The following is a 17,012-nucleotide window of genomic DNA, read 5'->3' as shown; positions in this document are numbered from 1 at the left end:
TCCGGGTTCACATTCGCGTTGCACGCAAGCCTAGCGGCCCGATGCCGGGCAGGCAACGCCCCCGCCCGGCGGATACATCACATGTTCGGGTAATTCGGCCCGTCGCCGCCCTGGGGCGTGGTCCAGACGATGTTCTGGCTGGGGTCCTTGATGTCGCAGGTCTTGCAGTGGACGCAGTTCTGGAAGTTGATGACGAAGCGCGGGCCCGCCGCATCCTCGACCACCTCATAGACGCCGGCCGGGCAATAGCGCTGCGCGGGTTCGGCATATTCCGGCAGGTTGACCGCGATGGGCACCGACGCATCGCGCAGCTTCAGGTGGCAGGGCTGGCTCTCCTCGTGGTTGGTGAAGGAGAACGCCACGTTGGTCAGCCGGTCGAAGGACAGCTTGCCGTCCGGGCGGGGATAGTCGATCGGCTTGTGGTCGCGCGCCTTGCCGGTGGCGGCGGCGTCGGACTTGCCGTGCTTCCAGGTGCCAAGCGGGTTCCAGCCGGTCAGGTTGGCGGTCCACATGTCCACCGCGCCCAGCATCAGGCTGGCCGACAGGCCCATCCGCGACCAGATCGGCTTGACGTTGCGGACCTTCTTCAGGTCCTGGCCGATGGTGCCGCCGCGCACCGCCGTGTCGTAGTCGCTCAGCCGGTCGCCCGCGCGGCCCGCCCTGATCGCGGCGGCGGCGGCCTCGGCGGCCTCGATGCCCGAATGCATGGCGTTGTGGTTGCCCTTGATGCGCGGCACGTTGACCATGCCCGCCGAACAGCCCAGCAGCACGCCGCCGTCGAAGGACAACTGCGGCAGCGACTGCCAGCCGCCCTCGCTGATGGCGCGGGCGCCGTAAGCCACGCGCTTGCCCCCCTCCAGCAGCTCGGCCACCATCGGATGGTGCTTGAAGCGCTGGAACTCCATGTAGGGATAGAGGTGCGGGTTCTCGTAGTTCAGGTGGACGACGAAACCGACCAGGACCTGATTGTTCTCAAGGTGATAGATGAAGCTGCCGCCGCCCGCATTCTTGCCCAGCGGCCAGCCCATCGTGTGCACGACGCGGCCCTTGTGGAACTTCTCGGGGGCGACCTCCCAGATCTCCTTCATGCCCAGGCCGAACTTCTGCGGGTCGTGGCCCTTCGACAGGTCCAGCCGGGCCATGATCTCCTTGGCCAGCGATCCGCGCACGCCCTCGGCGATGAAGACGTACTTGCCCAGCAGCTCCATGCCCGGCTCATATCCGTCGCCGATGCTGCCGTCGGGGTTGCGCCCGAACTCGCCCGCGACGACCCCCGCAACGCGGCTGCCGTCCCACACGACTTGGCTGGCGGCCATGCCGGGGAAGATCTCGACGCCCAGGGCCTCGGCCTGCTCGGCCATCCAGCGGCAGACATTGCCCATGCTGACGATGTAGTTGCCGTGGTTCGACATCAACGGCGGCATGGGCCAGTTCGGCACGCGCACCTGCCCCGCCTCGCCCAGCACATAGAAGTTGTCGTCGGTGACGGGCGTGTTCAGCGGCGCGCCCTTCTCGGCCCAGTCAGGCATCAGGCGGGTCAGGCCGGACGGGTCCAGGACCGCGCCCGACAGGATATGCGCGCCGACCTCGGAGCCCTTCTCCAGCACGACGACCGACAGGTCGGAATCGATCTGCTTCAGACGGATCGCCGCGGACAGGCCCGCAGGCCCCGCGCCCACGATGACCACATCGTATTCCATCGATTCGCGGGCGATCTGGGTCTCATCGGTCATGTGCTGCGGCCCCCTCCGTGGCAAACTGGCTGCCTGACAGATAGCGGCCCCGTCCCGCCGGGGCAATCGTGACGCGGCGAAGAAACGCAACCGGGACATGTGGCGCCAAGGCGCGCGCGCAAACCCGCCCGGCCGCGCGCGATCGTGCCATCCCGTCTTGCATTGCCGCCCGTTTTGGTGACCATGGGTCCCGATCAGCCCCGCGCCCCTGCCATTCCGCAATGGCAGGGGCGTTGGTTTGGCTGCGGACGCACGAACCCACCCCGGAAGGACCAGGGCAGCGATGGAAAAGATACCGATGACCCCCACCGGCGCGCAGGCGCTGGAACGCGAACTGGGCGAGCTGAAGTCCAAGGAGCGGCCCGCCATCATCCGCGCCATCGCCGAGGCGCGCGAGCATGGCGACCTGTCCGAGAACGCCGAGTATCACGCCGCCCGCGAGAAGCAGGGCTTCATCGAGGGCCGCATCAAGGAGCTGGAGAGCCTGCTGTCGCGGGCCGAGGTGATCGATCCGTCCAAGCTGTCGGGCAGCGTCAAGTTCGGCGCCCGCGTCACGCTGATCGACGAGGACACCGAGGAGGAGCGCCGCTATCAGATCGTCGGCGAGGCCGAGGCCGACATCGAGCGCGGGCTGCTGAACATCCGCTCGCCCCTGGCGCGCGCGCTGATCGGCAAGGACGAGGGCGACAGCGTCGAGGTCACCACCCCCGGCGGCCAGCGCAGCTACGAGATCGTCGAGATCCGGTACGGATGACCCCATGTCGCTGATCGCACGCATCGCCAGCCTCTCGAACCGCGACCGCATCACCACCATCGGCATGACGCTGACCGGGATCTGGCTGTTCCTGGTGGTCCTGTTCTGGGTGCTGGGCCCGTCGGACGCCGCGACCGGGGCGGGCGGGGTGTCCCGGCTGGTCTCGACCATGGGGACGGTGCTGCCGGTGGCGCTGGTCTGGCTGGGCGTGTCGCTGGCGCGCCAGCTGGCCGAACTGCGCGCCGAGGCGGACGACCTTCGCGCGCATCTGGCGCATCTGCGCGGCGAGGCCCCCGAACCGCGCCCCCTGCCCGCCGAACGGCCCCGGACCGAGGCGCGCGCCGCCATGCCCGCGCCCCCGCCCGCCCGCGCGCAGCCCAAGGCGCCCCCGGTCGAGCCGCGCGAGGCGCCCCTGGCCGGGGCCGGCCCCGGCGTCGATGCCGGCACGCTGATCCGGGCGCTGAACTTTCCCGACGGTCCCGACGACCTGGAGGCGATCGAGGCGCTGCGCCACGCGCTGCAGGACCCGGCCAACAGCCGCGTGCTGCGCGCCGCGCAGGATGTCGTGACGCTGATGGCCGGGCGCGACGTCTACATGGACGACCTGCCGCCCGACCCGGCGCGGCCCGATGTCTGGCGCCGCTTCGCGGATGGCGCGCGGGGCAGCGCGGTCGCGGCCCTGGGCGGGATCCACAGCCCCGAGGCCCTGGAGGTCGCGGCCCGGATGCTGCAGGAGGACGAGATCTTCCGCGACACGGCGCATCACTTCCTGCGCCATTTCGACGGGCTGGCCGCGCGGCTGGTGCCGCAGCTGGACGACCTGCAGATCGCGGTGCTGGCCGACAGCCGCTCGGCGCGGGCCTTCATGCTGCTGGGCCGCGTGTCGGGGGTCTTCGGCTAGGCCGCCCGATGCAGCAGATGGACCTGCCCCCACCAGGGCAGGCCATAGCGCCCCCGCCCCTCATGGGCGAAGCCCACCGCCTCGTAGAAGGCCAGCGCGTCGCGGTTCCGGGCGCGGACCTCGGCCCTCAGGCCGGGGCGGCCCGCCGCCTCCGCGATCGACCCGCCCGCCGCGACCAGCGCCCGGCCCGTGCCGCCGCGCCGTCGCGCCACGGCCAGACCGTCGATCACCAGATCCGCCGTCGCGGGCGCCGCGCGGAACAGCCAGCCGGGCCAGCGCCCCGTCCCTTGGGCAAAGCCGCCGGTCGCGTCGCGCAGGCCCATGACCCCCTGCACCGTGCCCTGGCCGTCCACTGCGACGACCCCATGCGCGGCCGAGACCCGGCCCGGCCAGCCGCCATGCCCGAAATGCGCCCGCCACAGCGCCGCCGCGGCCGGCAGATGCGCCGGGGGAATGGGGTGCAGGATCTGCATCGGGCGGCCTTGTCTTGACTTGCGCGGCGTGCAAGCAAGGTGCCGCGAAACGCAGGAAGACGAAAGCGCCATGTCCCCCGCCCCCGAACCCCGCCCCTCGGCCCGGCAGATCGCCGCCGACGAGGCCGCCGCGCGCGCCCTGGCGCGCAGCCCGCGTGCCGCCTTTCGCCACGGCATGGTGCAGTCGCTGCCCTTCCTGGTGGTGATCGTGCCCTTCGCGGTGCTGTTCGGGGTGGTCGCGACCGAGGCGGGGCTGAACCTGGCGCAGGTCATGGGCTTCTCGGTCCTGGTGCTGGCGGGCGCGTCGCAGTTCACGGCGGTGCAGCTTCTGTCGGACCACGCCCCGGCGATCATCGTGATCCTGTCGGGCCTCGCGGTGAACCTGCGCATGGCGATGTATTCGGCCTCGCTCCTGCCTTGGCTGCGGGACGCGGCGCCGCGCCACAAGGCCTGGGTCGCCTATACGCTGATCGATCAGAGCTATGCCCTGTCGATCCAGCATTACGAACAGCATCCGCGCCTGTCGGTGGCGCAGCGGCTGGCCTATTTCGGCGGCACGGCGGTGGTGCTGTGCGTGCCTTGGATGGTGGCGACCTGGGCGGGGGCCACGGTCGGGCAGGCCATCCCGGACGAGATCGCGCTGGATTTCGCCATGCCCATCACCTTCCTGGCCATGATCGCGCCGATGCTGCGCACGCCTGCGCATCTGGCCGCCTGCTTCGTGGCCATCGCGGCGGCGCTGCTGCTGGCGGGGCTGCCCTCGGGGCTGGGCCTGCTGATCGCGGCGCCGCTCGGTATGGCGACCGGCGCCCTGGTCGAATGGCGCAGCGAAGCACGGGAGGCGCGCGATGCCCGCATCGGCCACTGAGATCTGGACCGTCATTTTGGTGCTGGGCATCGGCACCTACCTGATCCGCTGGTCCTTCCTGGGCGCCCTGGGCAGCCGGGACCTGCCGGGATGGGTCATGCGGATGCTGCGCTATACCCCGGTCGCGGTGCTGCCCGCGCTGGTCGCGCCGCTGGTCGTCTGGCCCGAGGCCACCGGCGGCAGCGCCGATCCGGCGCGGATGGCCGCAGCCGCCGCGACCGTCGCGGTGGGGGTGCTGACGCGCAACGTCATGCTGGCCATCCTGGCGGGCGGCGGCACCCTGGCCGCCTTGCTCTATCTTCTGTAGCCGCCAATCGTGCCGTCCTTCTGGCGCAGCAGCACGTCGTGGTTGTTGGCCGGATCGCCGTCATAGTGACGCTTGGAGATCACGCCGGGCTGGCTCAGGAACCATGCGCGCAGCTTCAGCGGAGAGAAGCCCCGCGGCACCGACTGGAACCCCGGCACGCCGGACAGGACGTTGCCCGATTCGATGGCGCAGAAGCTCTTGTTGGCGGGGCCGTTCGCCTCGGCGCGGCGGATCGCCAGATCGGCCACCTCGCGCGGCACCAGGATCGTGTCCTCGGCCACCCAGTAGGTCTCGCGCGCGTGATAGTCGATGTAGAAGTTCTTGAAGTTGTCGGTGATCCCGTAGAGCACGTCGCGCCGCTCGGGGATGTTCGGATGGCTCCAGCTGCCGGCGGGGTCGTAGATGACGCGCTGGCTGCCGTTGAACATCAGGGCGGAATGGCCGCCCTCGCCGCGCGGGATGCCGATCACCGTGAACAGCGTGATCGCCGTGGGTTCCGACGAGACGAAGCGCGCGGCGCGCACCCGCTCGTCGCTGGCCCAGATGTTGTCGGCCCCGCAGGCCGCCAGGACGACCGGCAGGCCGGCCGCCAGAAAGACGCGTCGCTTCATCGCCCCTGCCCGTCCGTTCAGGCGTTCGTCAGGGCCATGAACACCAGCACCGCCAGCGACAGGCCGATGACCCAGGTGGAGGCACGGATGAAGCCCGCGAAGGTCTGCTTGTGCTGGGACACGTCCATCGTGCCCTGGGTGGCTTCGGGTTTGTTGTCGTAATCGGCCATGGCGTCCCCCTTGAATGCGGTCGGTCCTGCGATAGCGGATTGCGCGGGACCTGTCACGCCCCCCACAGCACCGCCCCTTCGGTTTCCCCCACGGGCCGGACCAGGCCCGCGCGGTGCAGATGGTTCACATGGGCCACCGCCTCGACCAGGGCCAGGCCGAACTCGCCCTCGCCGATGCGGCGGCGATAGAGGATGTCGAAGCAGCCCACCGCCGTGCGCGGCGCATCCCGCAGCACCTCGGCCAGACGCTCCAGCCCGGCGCGGTGGTTCTGGATCAGCTGTTCCAGCCGGAAGGGCAGCCCGGTGAAGGGCAGCTTGTGGCCCGGCAGGACCAGATGGTCCGTGCGCGCCAGCGCCGCCAGCCGGGTGCAGCTCTCCAGCCACTCGCCCACCGGATCGGCCTCGGGCTCGGTCGGATAGACCCCCAGGTTCGGAGAGATCGACGGCAGCAGCTGGTCGCCGCCGATGACCAGATCGTCGTCCTGCGACCATAGCGTGACGTGGCAGGGCGCATGGCCATGCCCCATCGCGACCCGCCAGCGCCGCCCGCCGAAGGCCACGACATCGCCCTCGGCCAGTCGCGTGAAGCCCTGCGGCAGCGGATGGACCACGTCGGCGAAGTTGAACGGCCGGTCCACCGCCCGGCGCGCCAGCAGCTCCGCGGGCATGCCCGCCCGCCGCCAGAAGGCCAGTGCCTGCGGCGTGGCCTGCGCCTGTTCGTCCAGGACCAGCATCCGCGCCGTCAGCCAGGCGGTGCGGCTGATCCACAGATCGGCGCCGCCCTGCATGAACCAGCCCGCCAGCCCGACATGGTCGGGATGGTGATGCGTGACGATGACCCGCACCACCGGCCGCCCCTGCAGCGGCCCGGCCAGCAGCCGCTCCCACAGGGCGCGGCTGCGGCCGGTGTCGAAGCCGGTATCGACGATGGTCCAGCCCTCCGGGTCGTCGAAGGCATAGACGTTCACATGGTCCAGCTTCATCGGCAGCGGCAGGCGCATCCACAGCACGCCGGGCGCGACGGTGACGGCCGCGCCCTCCGCCGGCGGGGTGTCGAACGGGGTGCGGATCACGCCGCGTAATCGCCCGCCAGAACCCCGTCCCCGATCGCGATCAGATCGGCCTGCCCGGCCTGCACCTCGGCCAGATCGGCGGCATAGCGGGGCAGGACGCGGGCCATGAACACCGCCGCCAGCGCGCGGTGCGCGTCCGTGCCCTTCAGAGCCGCGCGCAGGTGGTAATGCCCGCCCAGGACCCGCGCGAAGGCGGTCAGATAGGCCACCGCGCCCGCGAAACGGTCGGCCATGTCGCGCTCCAGCAGGGCGTGGGTCGCCTCGCGCAGCGTCTCGGCCGCCTGCCACAGCTGATGGGCCAGATCGGGATGGGCGGCCTGCGCGGCCTTGGCCCCGTCCAGGACCTCGTCCAGCAGGCGCATCGCGGCCTCGCCCCCGTCCGACAGCTTGCGCCCGACCAGATCCATCGCCTGGATGCCGTTCGTGCCCTCATAGATCGAGGTGATGCGCACGTCGCGCAGATACTGCGCCGCGCCCGTCTCCTCGACATAGCCCATGCCGCCATGCACCTGCACGCCCATGTCGGCCACGCGGATGCCCACATCGGTGCCATAGGCCTTGGCGATGGGCGTCAGGAAGGCCGCGCGGGCGGCGTGATCGGCGTCGCCCGTGGCGCGCTCCATGTCGATGGCGGTGGCGCAGGCCAGGCCGATGGCGCGGGCGGCAAACACCTCGGCCCGGGCGGTGGCCAGCATGCGGCGCACGTCGGGATGCCGGATGATCGGCCCCATCTGGTTGCGGTCATGGGCATAGGCCACGGCCTTCTGCAGCGCGGCCTCGGCCACGCCCACGCCCTGCATGCCGACCCCAAGGCGGGCGCAGTTCATCATGGTGAACATGGCGGCCATGCCCTTGTTCTCCTCGCCCACCAGCCAACCGGTGGCGCCCTCATAGGACATCACGCAGGTCGGGCTGCCATGGATGCCCAGCTTCTCCTCCAGGCTGACGACCTTGAGGCTGTTGGCCAGGCCCGGATTGCCCTGATCGTCGGGGATCAGCTTGGGGACCATGAACAGGCTGATGCCGCGCGTGCCCTTGGGCGCGCCCGGCAGGCGGGCCAGCACCAGGTGGCAGACGTTCGACGTCACGTCGCTGTCGCCCCAGGTGATGTAGATCTTCTGCCCGCTGATCCGATAGGTGCCGTCGCCCGCATCCTCGGCCCGGGTGGTCAGCGCACCCACGTCGCTGCCGGCGCCGGGTTCGGTCAGGTTCATCGTGCCCGACCATTCGCCGCTGATCAGCTTGGGCAGATAGCGCGCCTTGAGATCGTCCGATGCGTGATGCTCCAGCGCCTCGATCTGGCCCTGGGTCAGCAGCGGGTTCAGCTGCAGGGACAGGCAGGCGCCCGACATCATCTCGGCCACGGCCATGTTCAGCGCCTGCGGCAGGCCCATGCCGCCGTATTCCGGATCGGCCGACACGCCGACCCAGCCCCCCTCCGCGATGGCCCGGAACCCCTCGGCAAAGCCCGGCGAGGACCGCACCACCCCGTTCTCCAGCCGCGCCGGCGTCCGGTCGCTGCCCCAGTTCAGCGGCGCCAGCACGTTCTGGGCCAGCTTGCCGGCCTCGTCCAGGATGGCGCTGGCGGTCTCGGCCGTGGCCTCGGCAAAGCGGTCGGTCCGCGCCAGATCGCCGAAGGGCACGACATGGGTCAGGATGAAGTCGATCTGCGCTGTCGGGGCCTTGAAGCTCATCGGGGTCTCCTCCTGGCGCCTTGGCTTCGCGGGCCGGCGCGTCTATCTGTGGGCTTTGGCGGCATCTTGGGCCGCGTTCCGCTCCGGCTCAACCGAAACCCCGCGTCACGAATGCAGACCCTGCGACTGTTCCCCGACGGCCCCGGACTGGCCCAGGCAGCAAGCCTGCTGGCGCAGGGCGCCTGCGTGGCCATCCCGACCGAGACCGTCTACGGCCTCGCCGCCGACGCGCGCGACGGCACGGCGGTGGCGCGCATCTATCAGGCCAAGGGGCGGCCCAGCTTCAACCCGCTGATCGTGCATGTGGCGGACCTGGCCGCGGCACAGGCCATCGCTGAGCTGCCCCCGCAGGCACTGACCCTGGCGCAGGCCTTCTGGCCGGGCGCGCTGACGCTGGTCGTGCCGCTGCGCAATGATGCGGGCATCGCGGGGCTGGTGACGGCGGGGCTGGACACGATCGGCCTGCGCGTGCCCGCCCATCCGGTCGCGCAGGCGCTGCTGCGGGCCTCAGGCGCGCCCCTGGCCGCGCCCTCGGCCAATGCATCGGGGCGGATCAGCCCGACCAGCGCCGATCACGTGCTGGACCCGGACGGAGGCCTCGACGGCCGCATCGCGGCGGTGTTGGACGGCGGCGCCTGCCCGGTAGGCGTCGAATCGACCATCGTCGGCTGGCCCGGCGGGCGCGCGACCCTGCTGCGCCCCGGCGGCATCCCGGCCGAGGCGATCGCCGCCGCCCTGGGCGCGCCGCTGGCCCTGCATCAGGGCAATCCGTCCGCCCCAAGCGCGCCCGGCCAGCTCTCCAGCCACTACGCCCCGCGCGCGGCCCTGCGCCTGAACGCCGATCCCGCGCCCGGAGAGACGCATCTGTCCTTCGGCACCCCCGGCCCGTTCAGCCTCTCGGACACGGGTGACCTGACCCAGGCCGCCGCGCGCCTCTTCGACCTGCTCCGACGCGCCGACGCCCTCGGCCGGCCGATCTCGGTCGCGCCCATCCCCGACCATGGCCTGGGCCAGGCGATCAACGACCGCCTGCGCCGCGCCGCCGCCCCCCGCCCCTGACCCTTCTTCTTCAGGAAAATATCCCGGGGGGAGGCCGCAGGCCGGGGGGCAGCGCCCCCCTTACAGCCCCAGCGAATTGTAGACGTTGGAGATCCGCCGGATCGCCACGACATAGGCGGCGGTGCGCATGTCCTCGACCTTGGGGTTGTTCACCCAGACCTCCTTCATCTTCTTGAAGCTCTCGCGCATCGTGTCGTCCAGACCCGAGCGCACCAGCTCCAGCTCGTCCGCGCCTGTCAGGAAGCTCTCCTTGAACCCCTTGGACAGGGTCCAGTTCAGCCCGGTATCGGCCGACAGCCGCTCCAGCTCCTCGACCAGCATGCGCGCGCGGGCCTCCTCGTGGCGCCGCTCCAGCCGGCCCAGGCTGATCTGCGACAGGTTCTTGACCCATTCGAAATAGGACACGGTCACGCCGCCCGCGTTGGCATACATGTCGGGGATGATGACGATGCCCCGGCGGCGCAGGATCGCGTCGGCATCGGCAGTCACCGGACCGTTCGCGGCCTCGATGATCAGCTTGCAGCGGATGCGCTCGGCGTTCTCGGCATGGATGACGCTCTCGACCGCGGCCGGGATCAGGATGTCGCACTCCTGCTCCAGCATCGCCAGGCCGTTCTCGTGGTACTCGCCGCCCGCGAAGCCGCGCACGCCGCCGGTCGCGCGGATATGGCCGCGCAGGGCGTCGATGTTGATGCCCTGCGGGTTGCTGACGGCGCCGTCGCGCTCGATCACGCAGGTGACCAGGCACTTGTCCTCCAGGGACAGGAACTGCGCCGCGTGATAGCCCACGTTGCCCAGACCCTGCACGATCACGCGCTTGCCGCCCAGGCCCCCCTCCAGGCCCGCCTTCTTCATCACGTCGTCATGGCGGAAGAACTCGCGCAGCGCATACTGCACGCCCCGGCCCGTCGCCTCGACGCGGCCGTCGATGCCGCCCGCGGTGCGCGGCTTGCCGGTGACGCAGGCCTTGGCGTTGATGTCGTCCGGGTGCAGCCGCTTGTAGGCGTCGGCCATCCAGGCCATCTCGCGCTCTCCGGTGCCCATGTCGGGCGCGGGCACGTTCTGCGACGGAGAGATCAGGTTCCTGCGCGACAGCTCGTAGGTGAAGCGGCGGGTGATCCGCTCCAGCTCGTCCTCGTTCCAGGCGCGCGGGTCGATGCACAGCCCGCCCTTCGATCCGCCGAACGGCACCTCCACCAGCGCGCATTTGTAGGTCATCAGGGCGGCCAGCGCCTCGACCTCGTCCTGGTTCACGTCCAGCGAATAGCGGATGCCGCCCTTGACCGGCTCCATGTGCTCGGAATGGACCGACCGATAGCCCGTGAAGGTGTGGATCTGCCCCCGCAGCCGCACGCCGAAGCGCACCGTATAGGTCGAGTTGCAGACCCGGATCTTCTCCTCGAGGCCCGGAGCCAGATCCATCAGCCCGGCCGCATGGGTGAACATGCGGTCGACGGAATCCCGGAACGAGGTGGTGTTGACGGACATTGCTGCTTTCCTCCTGGTATCGGCGCAAGGTCGGATGCCTCGGAGGCTAGGCGAAATTCCCCCGTCCCGCCAGCCGGAATTGGCGCGAAAACAGGCAGCTACGACAATGCGTCGGCATGATGCAAACATGCAAATTTTGTACGACTTTATTTCCTGCGCGATATTTTATACGACGATTGAACCTTGCGCGCCCTCATGGGTTCTAAGGAAAATGAGGACGAGACGATGATGAAACCGACCGACACCCGGACGCCGGGTGCCATTACGCGTGGCCGCAAGTTCGATCAGGTGCGCGACGGCGCCAGCGCGATCTTTCTCCGCGACGGCTATGCCGCGGCCAGCGTGGACGACATCGCGCGGTCCGCGCGCGTGTCCAAGGCCACGCTCTACAGCTATTTCCCCGACAAGTCGCTGATGTTCCGCGAGGTGCTGCGCGCCACCCTGGCCAGCACCTTCCGCGACGCCCCGTTCCAGACCGCGCCCGCGGGCCAGGACATGCAGCGGGATCTGTCCGTCATGCTGCATGACCTGGCGGTCTGGAGCTTGGCCGAGCCGCGCCTGTCGATGCTGCGCGTCATCACCGCCGAGGCCACGCGCTTTCCCGACCAGGCGCGGGCCTATGACCAGGCGATGGAGGATGCGGTGGTCCAGCCGCTTGCGGACAGCATCGACGGCTGGATCGCGGCTCGGGCGCTGCAACCCCATGACAGCCTGCGCAGCGCCCGCCAGATGGTCGCGCTGATCAACGGTCAGGTGCAACACCCGGCCCTTCTGAACCGCAGCGCCCCCGACGAGGCGCAGATCGACGCGATCGCGCGCGACGCGGCCGCCATGTTCGTGGCCTCGCACGGGGTGCGGGCCGCCTGAGGCGGGTGACTGAGACCGGCCTCCTGAAAACGGAGCGCCCGCATGAGGCGCTGTGACATTCCTGCGATGATCGAAACGTGATTGCCGGGCCGCCTTCTCAAGCCGCGCCGCCCCGCCTATGCTGTCGGTAACAAGGCCCGAAAACAGGGCCGGCAGGGGTGACAGGCATGATCCGCAGGCAATGGGTGTTTCGGGCGGCGCTGGCCGCGCTGGCGATGGGTGCGGTGCAGGGCTGCGCCTCGGGCCTGACCCGGATGCCCCCGGCAGCCTATGCGCCCGCCGCGCCGATGGCGCCTGCCGTCGCACCGGCGCCTTACGCCCCGGCTCCCTACGCGCCCGCCCCCTATCAGCCCGCCGCGCCCTATCCGGCCACCGCCGGCTATCCAAGCGTCGTTCCCGCGCCCGCCGTGGCCGACCTGCCGCCGCCCGCGACCGGCATCACCGGCCTGACCGAACGCGAACCCGACCTGTGCAAGGGCAGCAGCTACGCCTCCAGCATCGGCCAGCCCAGCAGCGTGATCCCCAACCTGGGTATAACCAAGGTGTATCGCGTGGTCGAGTATCGCGGGATCGAGCCGCAGGACTACGACCCGAACCGGATCGTCTTCCGCCTGGACGCGGCAGGCACCATCACCAACATCGATTGCGGATGACCCCCATGACCAAGACCGCCCTTGCCCTGATCCTCGCCGTGACCGCCCTGGCCGCCTGCGAGCCCGCCTATGTCGAACCCGTGACCCCGCCCGCCCCTGCCGACGAATGCGGCGCGGCCGGCTATCAGGGCCTGATCGGCCAGCCGCGCACGGCCCTGTCCGCGATGAACTTCCCTCTCGGCACCCGCGTCATCGGCCCCGAGGACATGGTCACCGCCGATTTCCGCCCCGACCGGCTGAACATCGAATACGGCGCCAACGGCCGCATCACCAAGGTCAGCTGCTTCTGATCCGTTTCGCGTTGCGCAGGCGGCGGCGGGGTGTCACCATTCCGACATGATGAACGCCGCGCCGCCGTTCCCGCCCGATCCCGACCGCGTGGTCTTCGACCGCAAGGAGCTGTCGCTGATCCTGTCGACCTATGGCCGCTTCGTGGCCGCGGGCGAATGGCGCGACTACGGCATGTCCTTCCTGAAGGACGCGGCGGTCTTCAGCGTCTTCCGCCGCGCCGCCGAACACCCCCTCTACCGGATCGAAAAGCGCCCCCGGCTGCGCGCGGCGCAGGGCGCCTATGCGGTCATCGCGATGGACGGGCGCATCCTGAAACGCGGCCATGACCTGGCGCAGGTGCTGCGCGTGCTGGACGCCAAGCTGATCCGCCCCGTCGACTAGGTGCCGCGCGGCTTGGCGCGGGTGGTGGGATCGGCGGCGGTCGGGTCCTCGGGCCAGGGGTGGCGCGGATAGCGGCCGCGCATGTCCTTCCGGACATCGGCATAGGAGCTGGCCCAGAACCCCGGCAGGTCCATCGTCACCTGCACGGGCTTGCCCCCCGGCGACAGCAGCGTGATCCGCAGCGGCCGCCCGCCCACGACCGGATGGCGGGTGACGCCGAACAGCTCCTGCAGGCGCAGCTCGATCGACGGGTCCGCACCGCCATAGTCGATGGGCACCCGGCGGCCCAGAGGCGTGGTGAACTGCCCCGGCACCTCCTGGTCCAGCCGCTGCTGACCCGCCCAGCCCAACCGCGCCTTCAGCGCCTCGGTCAGGTCCAGCCCGCGCAGATCGGCCAGCGTCCGCGCCCGGCCCAGCCAAGGCAGCAGCCAGTCGCCCTCCTCCAGCAGGGCCGCATCCGTGACCGGCCCCAGATCGGGCAGCAGCGCGATCCGCGCCCGCAGACGGGCGGCGCCGGGGGTCCAGGGCAGCCCGTCCTGACGCACCCCCTCCAGCGCGGCGGCGGCCAGCGCCTCGGGGGGCGCGTCGGGCCATGGCTGGTCGGACAGGACCAGCGCACCCAACCTCTCCTGCCACCGGGCGACCACCCGCCCCTCGCGGCGCGACCATGCACACAGGGCCTGCGGGGCGATCCGTTCGCCATGCAGCGCCCGCAGATCGCCGTCTTCCAGCCGCGCGGCCAGGCGGATGCGCGCCTCGCGCTGATCCCCATCCAGGTCCAGCGCCACGATCAGCCGCTGCGCGGCCAGCGCGTCCTCGGACGGCAGGACCGCCCCCTTGCCGCCCGACAGCACGAAGCGCGCCTCGTCGCCCTTGCGCCGCAGCCCGATCCGGTCCGGATAGGCCAGCGAGGCCATGCCCCCCGCCGACAGGGGCGCCAGGAGGGGTGCGGGGGGGACATCGTCCCCCCCGCCGTCGCGGGACGCAACCAGCCGCCGCAGCCGCTTCGCCTCCGCCCTGATCCGCTCGATGCCCTGCCGGTTCGCCTCGAACGCCGCCCGCGCGTCCTGACCCTGGATCGCCCGCAGCCGATGCTCCAGATCCGCCCCCGCGCCCCGCAGCGGATCGCGATCCGACAGCAGCGCTGCCAGATCCGCCGCCGCAGGCCCCGCCACCGCCAGCATATGCGCCAGACGCGGATGCAGCGGCAGCCGCGCCAGACGCCGCCCATGCGCGGTGATGCGCCCCGCCTTGTCCAGCGCCCCCAGATCGGCCAGCAGCGCCCGCGCCTCGGCCAGCGCACCCTCCGGCGGCGGCGTCAGAAAGGCCAGATCGCCCGCTTCCGCCCCCCACGCCGCCAGGTCCAGCGCCAGCCCGGCCAGATCGGCCACCGCGATCTCGGGCGGGGCGAAGGCGGGCATCGCCCCCTCCTCGGCCCGCGCCCACATGCGATAGCAGATGCCCGGCGCCACCCGCCCCGCGCGGCCGCGCCGCTGCTCGGCCTCGGCGCGGCTGACGCGCTCGGTCACCAGGCGCGACATGCCGCTGCCCGGATCGAACCGCGCCCGGCGCGCGCGCCCGGCATCCACCACCACCCGCACGCCGGGGATCGTCAGCGAGGTCTCGGCGATCGCAGTGGCCAGCACGATCCGCCGCACCACCCCCGGCGGGGCCAGCGCCGCGCGCTGCGCCGCGGCCGGCAGCGCGCCATAGAGTGGCAGCACCTCGCAGCCCGTCCCCGACAGCGCCGCCATCACGCGGCGGATCTCGCCCTCGCCCGGCAGGAAGGCCAGGATGGTCCCGCCCGTCTCGCGCGTCTCGGCCTCGGCGCGCGCGATCAGCCACGCCGCGTCATCGGCCAGCCGCCCGCCCGCAGGCAGAGGCCGCTCCAGCCAGCGCGTCTCGACCGGAAAGGCCCGCCCCTCGGAGGCGACCACGGGCGCGCCGTCCAGCATCGCCGCCACCGGCTCCGCATCCAGCGTGGCCGACATGACCAGCACCGCCAGATCCTCGCGCAGCGCACCCCGCGCCTCCCAGACCAGCGCCAGGCCCAGATCGGCGTTCAGGCTGCGCTCGTGGAACTCGTCGAAGATCACGCAGCCCACACCCTCCAGCGCCGGGTCCGACTGGATCATCCGGGTCAGGATGCCCTCGGTCACGACCTCGATGCGGCTGCCCGCCACCGATTCCCCGCGCATCCGGTATCCGACGCGCCCGCCCACCCCCTCGCCCAGGGATTGCGCCAGACGCTCGGCGGCCGCGCGCGCGGCCAGCCGGCGCGGCTCCAGCATCAGGATGCGCCCCGCGACCCGGTCCATCAGCGCCAGCGGCACCCGCGTGGTCTTGCCCGCGCCGGGCGGCGCCACCAGCACGGCGCGGCCATGGCGCTCCATCGCCTCCAGCAGGGCGGGCAGGGCATCGTCGATGGGCAGCGCGTCACTCATGCCCCGGGTCATAGCCCCACCCCCCGCCCGCGCACAATCGGGATGTGGATCGACAGGTCCGGGCCCCGCCACGACAGCGTCGCAGGCTGAGCTGTTTTCGGTGAGGATCATGCTGCTTCTGGGGCCGCTCGCCCTGTTCGCGATGCCCGCGATTCCGGGCCAGTCAGGCGACGGCGATGCGCCCGATCCGGACGCCACACCCGAACCGGATTCCGAACCTGATCCGTAGCCCAGTCCCGCCGCCTTGTGGGCCATGGGTGAGAGCGTGACGCTTGAGGAGCATGGCCATAGACGATCCGGCCTTTTCCGGCCGCATCCAGGGCGGGGCCGGTGATGACGATATCAGCGTCGCCACCGGTCCGGACCCCGACCGCGACGTCCGCTTTGTGCCCGACGATTACGGGCTGCGTGCCGATGACGACCGGGGACATACCGAACTCCACGGTTCCCGGACCGGCGAGATCGGCTTCGGGTCTCCGACCTCGCCCGTGTTCCGCGGCCTGACCCAGATCGAGGGCGGGGCGGGCGAGGATACGATCACCGCCGCAGGCTCGGGCATGTGGATCGACGGCGGCGCAGGGGCCGACGTGCTGGATCTGCGCGGCATGCGAAACGCCTTCGTATGTGTGGGCGACGGAGATGTGGTCCGGGGCAGCGACATCGCCACGGCCCGGTCCGACGACAGGGTCTGGGTCCAAGGCGACGGCGCGGTGCGGTTCGAGGCGGGAACGGCCGATGCCCATATGCAGGTGACGGGAGCGGCGACGCTGACCGGGGGGCGGTCGATGACACCATCGACTTCGACCTGGGCGACAGCGTGACGGGCGGTCCGGGCGCGGACATCCTGCAGGGCTGGCTGGATGCGGAGGGCGTGATGGACCGGCCGGGCACGGGCCATGTGGCGGTCGTGACCGATGTCGACCCCGCCGAGGGTCGTGCCGAGATCACCGTCCCCGGCCTCGACCCCGCCCACGCCATCAGCGGCATCGGCTTGGCGGAGCAGGATGGTGACACGCTGGTGCTGAAGGACGGCCGGACTGCCCTGCGGCTTGGGGGCGTGACCGGACTGACCGGCGTGATCCAGATCCCCGGCATGGACGGAGAGACCCGCCTGGTCGATAAGGGGGCAATCCCCAGCCCGGCCTCGGCTGGCACCATGGGTTCGTGATCCGCGCCTTCCGAGGCCCGCGCGCGTTGTGGCTGTAAAACCCCGCCGCGCGAACCTATCTTCGGCCCAATGCGTTC

19 protein-coding genes are annotated in these 17,012 nt (G+C 71.1%); 11 read left to right on the top strand and 8 right to left on the bottom strand.

Annotation, left to right across the window (positions count from 1 at the left end; all coding sequences use genetic code 11):
- Positions 1–77 precede the first annotated feature (77 nt).
- A complete protein-coding gene (locus tag AACG61_RS02050; RefSeq protein WP_411838362.1) occupies positions 78–1,733 on the bottom strand; it encodes an electron transfer flavoprotein-ubiquinone oxidoreductase in 1,656 nt (551 codons plus the stop codon).
- Positions 1,734–2,016: 283 nt separating this feature from the next.
- Here AACG61_RS02050 and greA point away from each other — a divergent pair, with 283 nt between their 5' ends.
- Together greA and AACG61_RS02040 are read left to right on the top strand one after the other, a co-directional pair.
- Positions 2,017–2,487 carry a transcription elongation factor GreA gene (gene greA / locus AACG61_RS02045; protein ID WP_411838361.1) on the top strand — a complete coding sequence of 157 codons (471 nt, stop codon included), beginning with the start codon at positions 2,017–2,019 and terminating at the stop codon, positions 2,485–2,487.
- 4 nt (positions 2,488–2,491) lie between these two features.
- Positions 2,492–3,388 carry a hypothetical protein gene (locus AACG61_RS02040; protein WP_411838360.1) on the top strand — a complete coding sequence of 299 codons (897 nt, stop codon included), beginning with the start codon at positions 2,492–2,494 and terminating at the stop codon, positions 3,386–3,388.
- On the opposite strand, the gene AACG61_RS02035 is transcribed toward AACG61_RS02040, so the two are convergent.
- Entirely contained in the window at positions 3,385–3,861 is a 477-nt protein-coding gene (locus AACG61_RS02035) for a GNAT family N-acetyltransferase (RefSeq protein WP_411838359.1), read from the bottom strand. The genes AACG61_RS02040 and AACG61_RS02035 overlap by 4 nt on opposite strands.
- A gap of 175 nt (positions 3,862–4,036) precedes the next feature.
- On the opposite strand from AACG61_RS02035, the gene AACG61_RS02030 reads away from it, so the two are divergent.
- Entirely contained in the window at positions 4,037–4,729 is a 693-nt protein-coding gene (locus AACG61_RS02030; RefSeq protein ID WP_411839446.1) for an AzlC family ABC transporter permease, read from the top strand.
- On the top strand, positions 4,710–5,036 hold the full coding sequence (locus tag AACG61_RS02025) for an AzlD domain-containing protein (RefSeq protein ID WP_411838358.1): 327 nt from the start codon (positions 4,710–4,712) through the stop codon (positions 5,034–5,036). The genes AACG61_RS02030 and AACG61_RS02025 overlap by 20 nt, the downstream gene beginning before the upstream one ends.
- Here AACG61_RS02025 and AACG61_RS02020 read toward each other — a convergent pair.
- The 4 genes from AACG61_RS02020 to AACG61_RS02005 are packed head-to-tail and all read right to left on the bottom strand — an operon-like array spanning position 5,024 to position 8,584.
- The gene (locus tag AACG61_RS02020; RefSeq protein ID WP_411838357.1) at positions 5,024–5,647 is read right to left on the bottom strand and encodes a hypothetical protein; all 624 of its coding nucleotides are present in this window, start codon (positions 5,645–5,647) and stop codon (positions 5,024–5,026) included. The genes AACG61_RS02025 and AACG61_RS02020 overlap by 13 nt on opposite strands.
- Before the next feature lie 17 nt (positions 5,648–5,664).
- Positions 5,665–5,817 carry an aa3-type cytochrome c oxidase subunit IV gene (locus AACG61_RS02015; RefSeq protein WP_411838356.1) on the bottom strand — a complete coding sequence of 51 codons (153 nt, stop codon included), beginning with the start codon at positions 5,815–5,817 and terminating at the stop codon, positions 5,665–5,667.
- Positions 5,818–5,870: 53 nt separating this feature from the next.
- Positions 5,871–6,890, bottom strand: coding sequence for an MBL fold metallo-hydrolase (locus tag AACG61_RS02010; protein ID WP_411838355.1), 1,020 nt, complete (start codon positions 6,888–6,890; stop codon positions 5,871–5,873).
- The gene (locus AACG61_RS02005) at positions 6,887–8,584 is read right to left on the bottom strand and encodes an acyl-CoA dehydrogenase (RefSeq protein ID WP_411838354.1); all 1,698 of its coding nucleotides are present in this window, start codon (positions 8,582–8,584) and stop codon (positions 6,887–6,889) included. Before AACG61_RS02005 ends, AACG61_RS02010 begins: the two co-directional genes overlap by 4 nt.
- Positions 8,585–8,695: 111 nt before the next feature.
- Between AACG61_RS02005 and AACG61_RS02000 the strand changes: the two genes are divergently transcribed.
- Positions 8,696–9,643: an L-threonylcarbamoyladenylate synthase gene (locus AACG61_RS02000; RefSeq protein ID WP_411838353.1), complete on the top strand. Its 948-nt coding sequence runs from the start codon at positions 8,696–8,698 to the stop codon at positions 9,641–9,643.
- Positions 9,644–9,703: 60 nt separating this feature from the next.
- On the opposite strand, the gene AACG61_RS01995 is transcribed toward AACG61_RS02000, so the two are convergent.
- Complete coding sequence (locus tag AACG61_RS01995; protein WP_411838352.1) at positions 9,704–11,131, bottom strand: Glu/Leu/Phe/Val family dehydrogenase; 1,428 nt, start codon at positions 11,129–11,131, stop codon at positions 9,704–9,706.
- Positions 11,132–11,356: 225 nt separating this feature from the next.
- On the opposite strand from AACG61_RS01995, the gene AACG61_RS01990 reads away from it, so the two are divergent.
- From AACG61_RS01990 to AACG61_RS01975, 4 genes are all read left to right on the top strand, one after another.
- Positions 11,357–11,998 (top strand): TetR/AcrR family transcriptional regulator, encoded by a 642-nt coding sequence (locus AACG61_RS01990; RefSeq protein ID WP_411838351.1) that lies wholly within the window; start codon positions 11,357–11,359, stop codon positions 11,996–11,998.
- Between the two features lie 167 nt (positions 11,999–12,165).
- Positions 12,166–12,651: a hypothetical protein gene (locus tag AACG61_RS01985; RefSeq protein WP_411838350.1), complete on the top strand. Its 486-nt coding sequence runs from the start codon at positions 12,166–12,168 to the stop codon at positions 12,649–12,651.
- Positions 12,652–12,656: 5 nt separating this feature from the next.
- Positions 12,657–12,941, top strand: a complete 285-nt coding sequence (locus tag AACG61_RS01980) for an I78 family peptidase inhibitor (RefSeq protein WP_411838349.1) — start codon at positions 12,657–12,659, stop codon at positions 12,939–12,941.
- Between the two features lie 49 nt (positions 12,942–12,990).
- A complete protein-coding gene (locus AACG61_RS01975) occupies positions 12,991–13,323 on the top strand; it encodes a DUF2794 domain-containing protein (protein WP_411839445.1) in 333 nt (110 codons plus the stop codon).
- On the opposite strand, the gene hrpB is transcribed toward AACG61_RS01975, so the two are convergent.
- Positions 13,320–15,767, bottom strand: a complete 2,448-nt coding sequence (gene hrpB / locus AACG61_RS01970; protein ID WP_411838348.1) for an ATP-dependent helicase HrpB — start codon at positions 15,765–15,767, stop codon at positions 13,320–13,322. The two genes, AACG61_RS01975 and hrpB, sit on opposite strands and share 4 nt — an antisense overlap.
- A gap of 281 nt (positions 15,768–16,048) precedes the next feature.
- Here hrpB and AACG61_RS01965 point away from each other — a divergent pair, with 281 nt between their 5' ends.
- On the top strand, positions 16,049–16,588 hold the full coding sequence (locus AACG61_RS01965) for a hypothetical protein (RefSeq protein WP_411838347.1): 540 nt from the start codon (positions 16,049–16,051) through the stop codon (positions 16,586–16,588).
- Positions 16,585–16,935 carry a hypothetical protein gene (locus tag AACG61_RS01960; RefSeq protein WP_411838346.1) on the top strand — a complete coding sequence of 117 codons (351 nt, stop codon included), beginning with the start codon at positions 16,585–16,587 and terminating at the stop codon, positions 16,933–16,935. Before AACG61_RS01965 ends, AACG61_RS01960 begins: the two co-directional genes overlap by 4 nt.
- Positions 16,936–17,012: the final 77 nt, after the last annotated feature.

Origin of the sequence: Paracoccus sp. ME4 (assembly GCF_046736325.1) — a bacterium.
Classification (GTDB): Bacteria; Pseudomonadota; Alphaproteobacteria; order Rhodobacterales; family Rhodobacteraceae; genus Paracoccus.
Note: the sequence above shows the minus strand (reverse complement) of the source record. Positions and strands in the feature narration are given on the sequence as shown.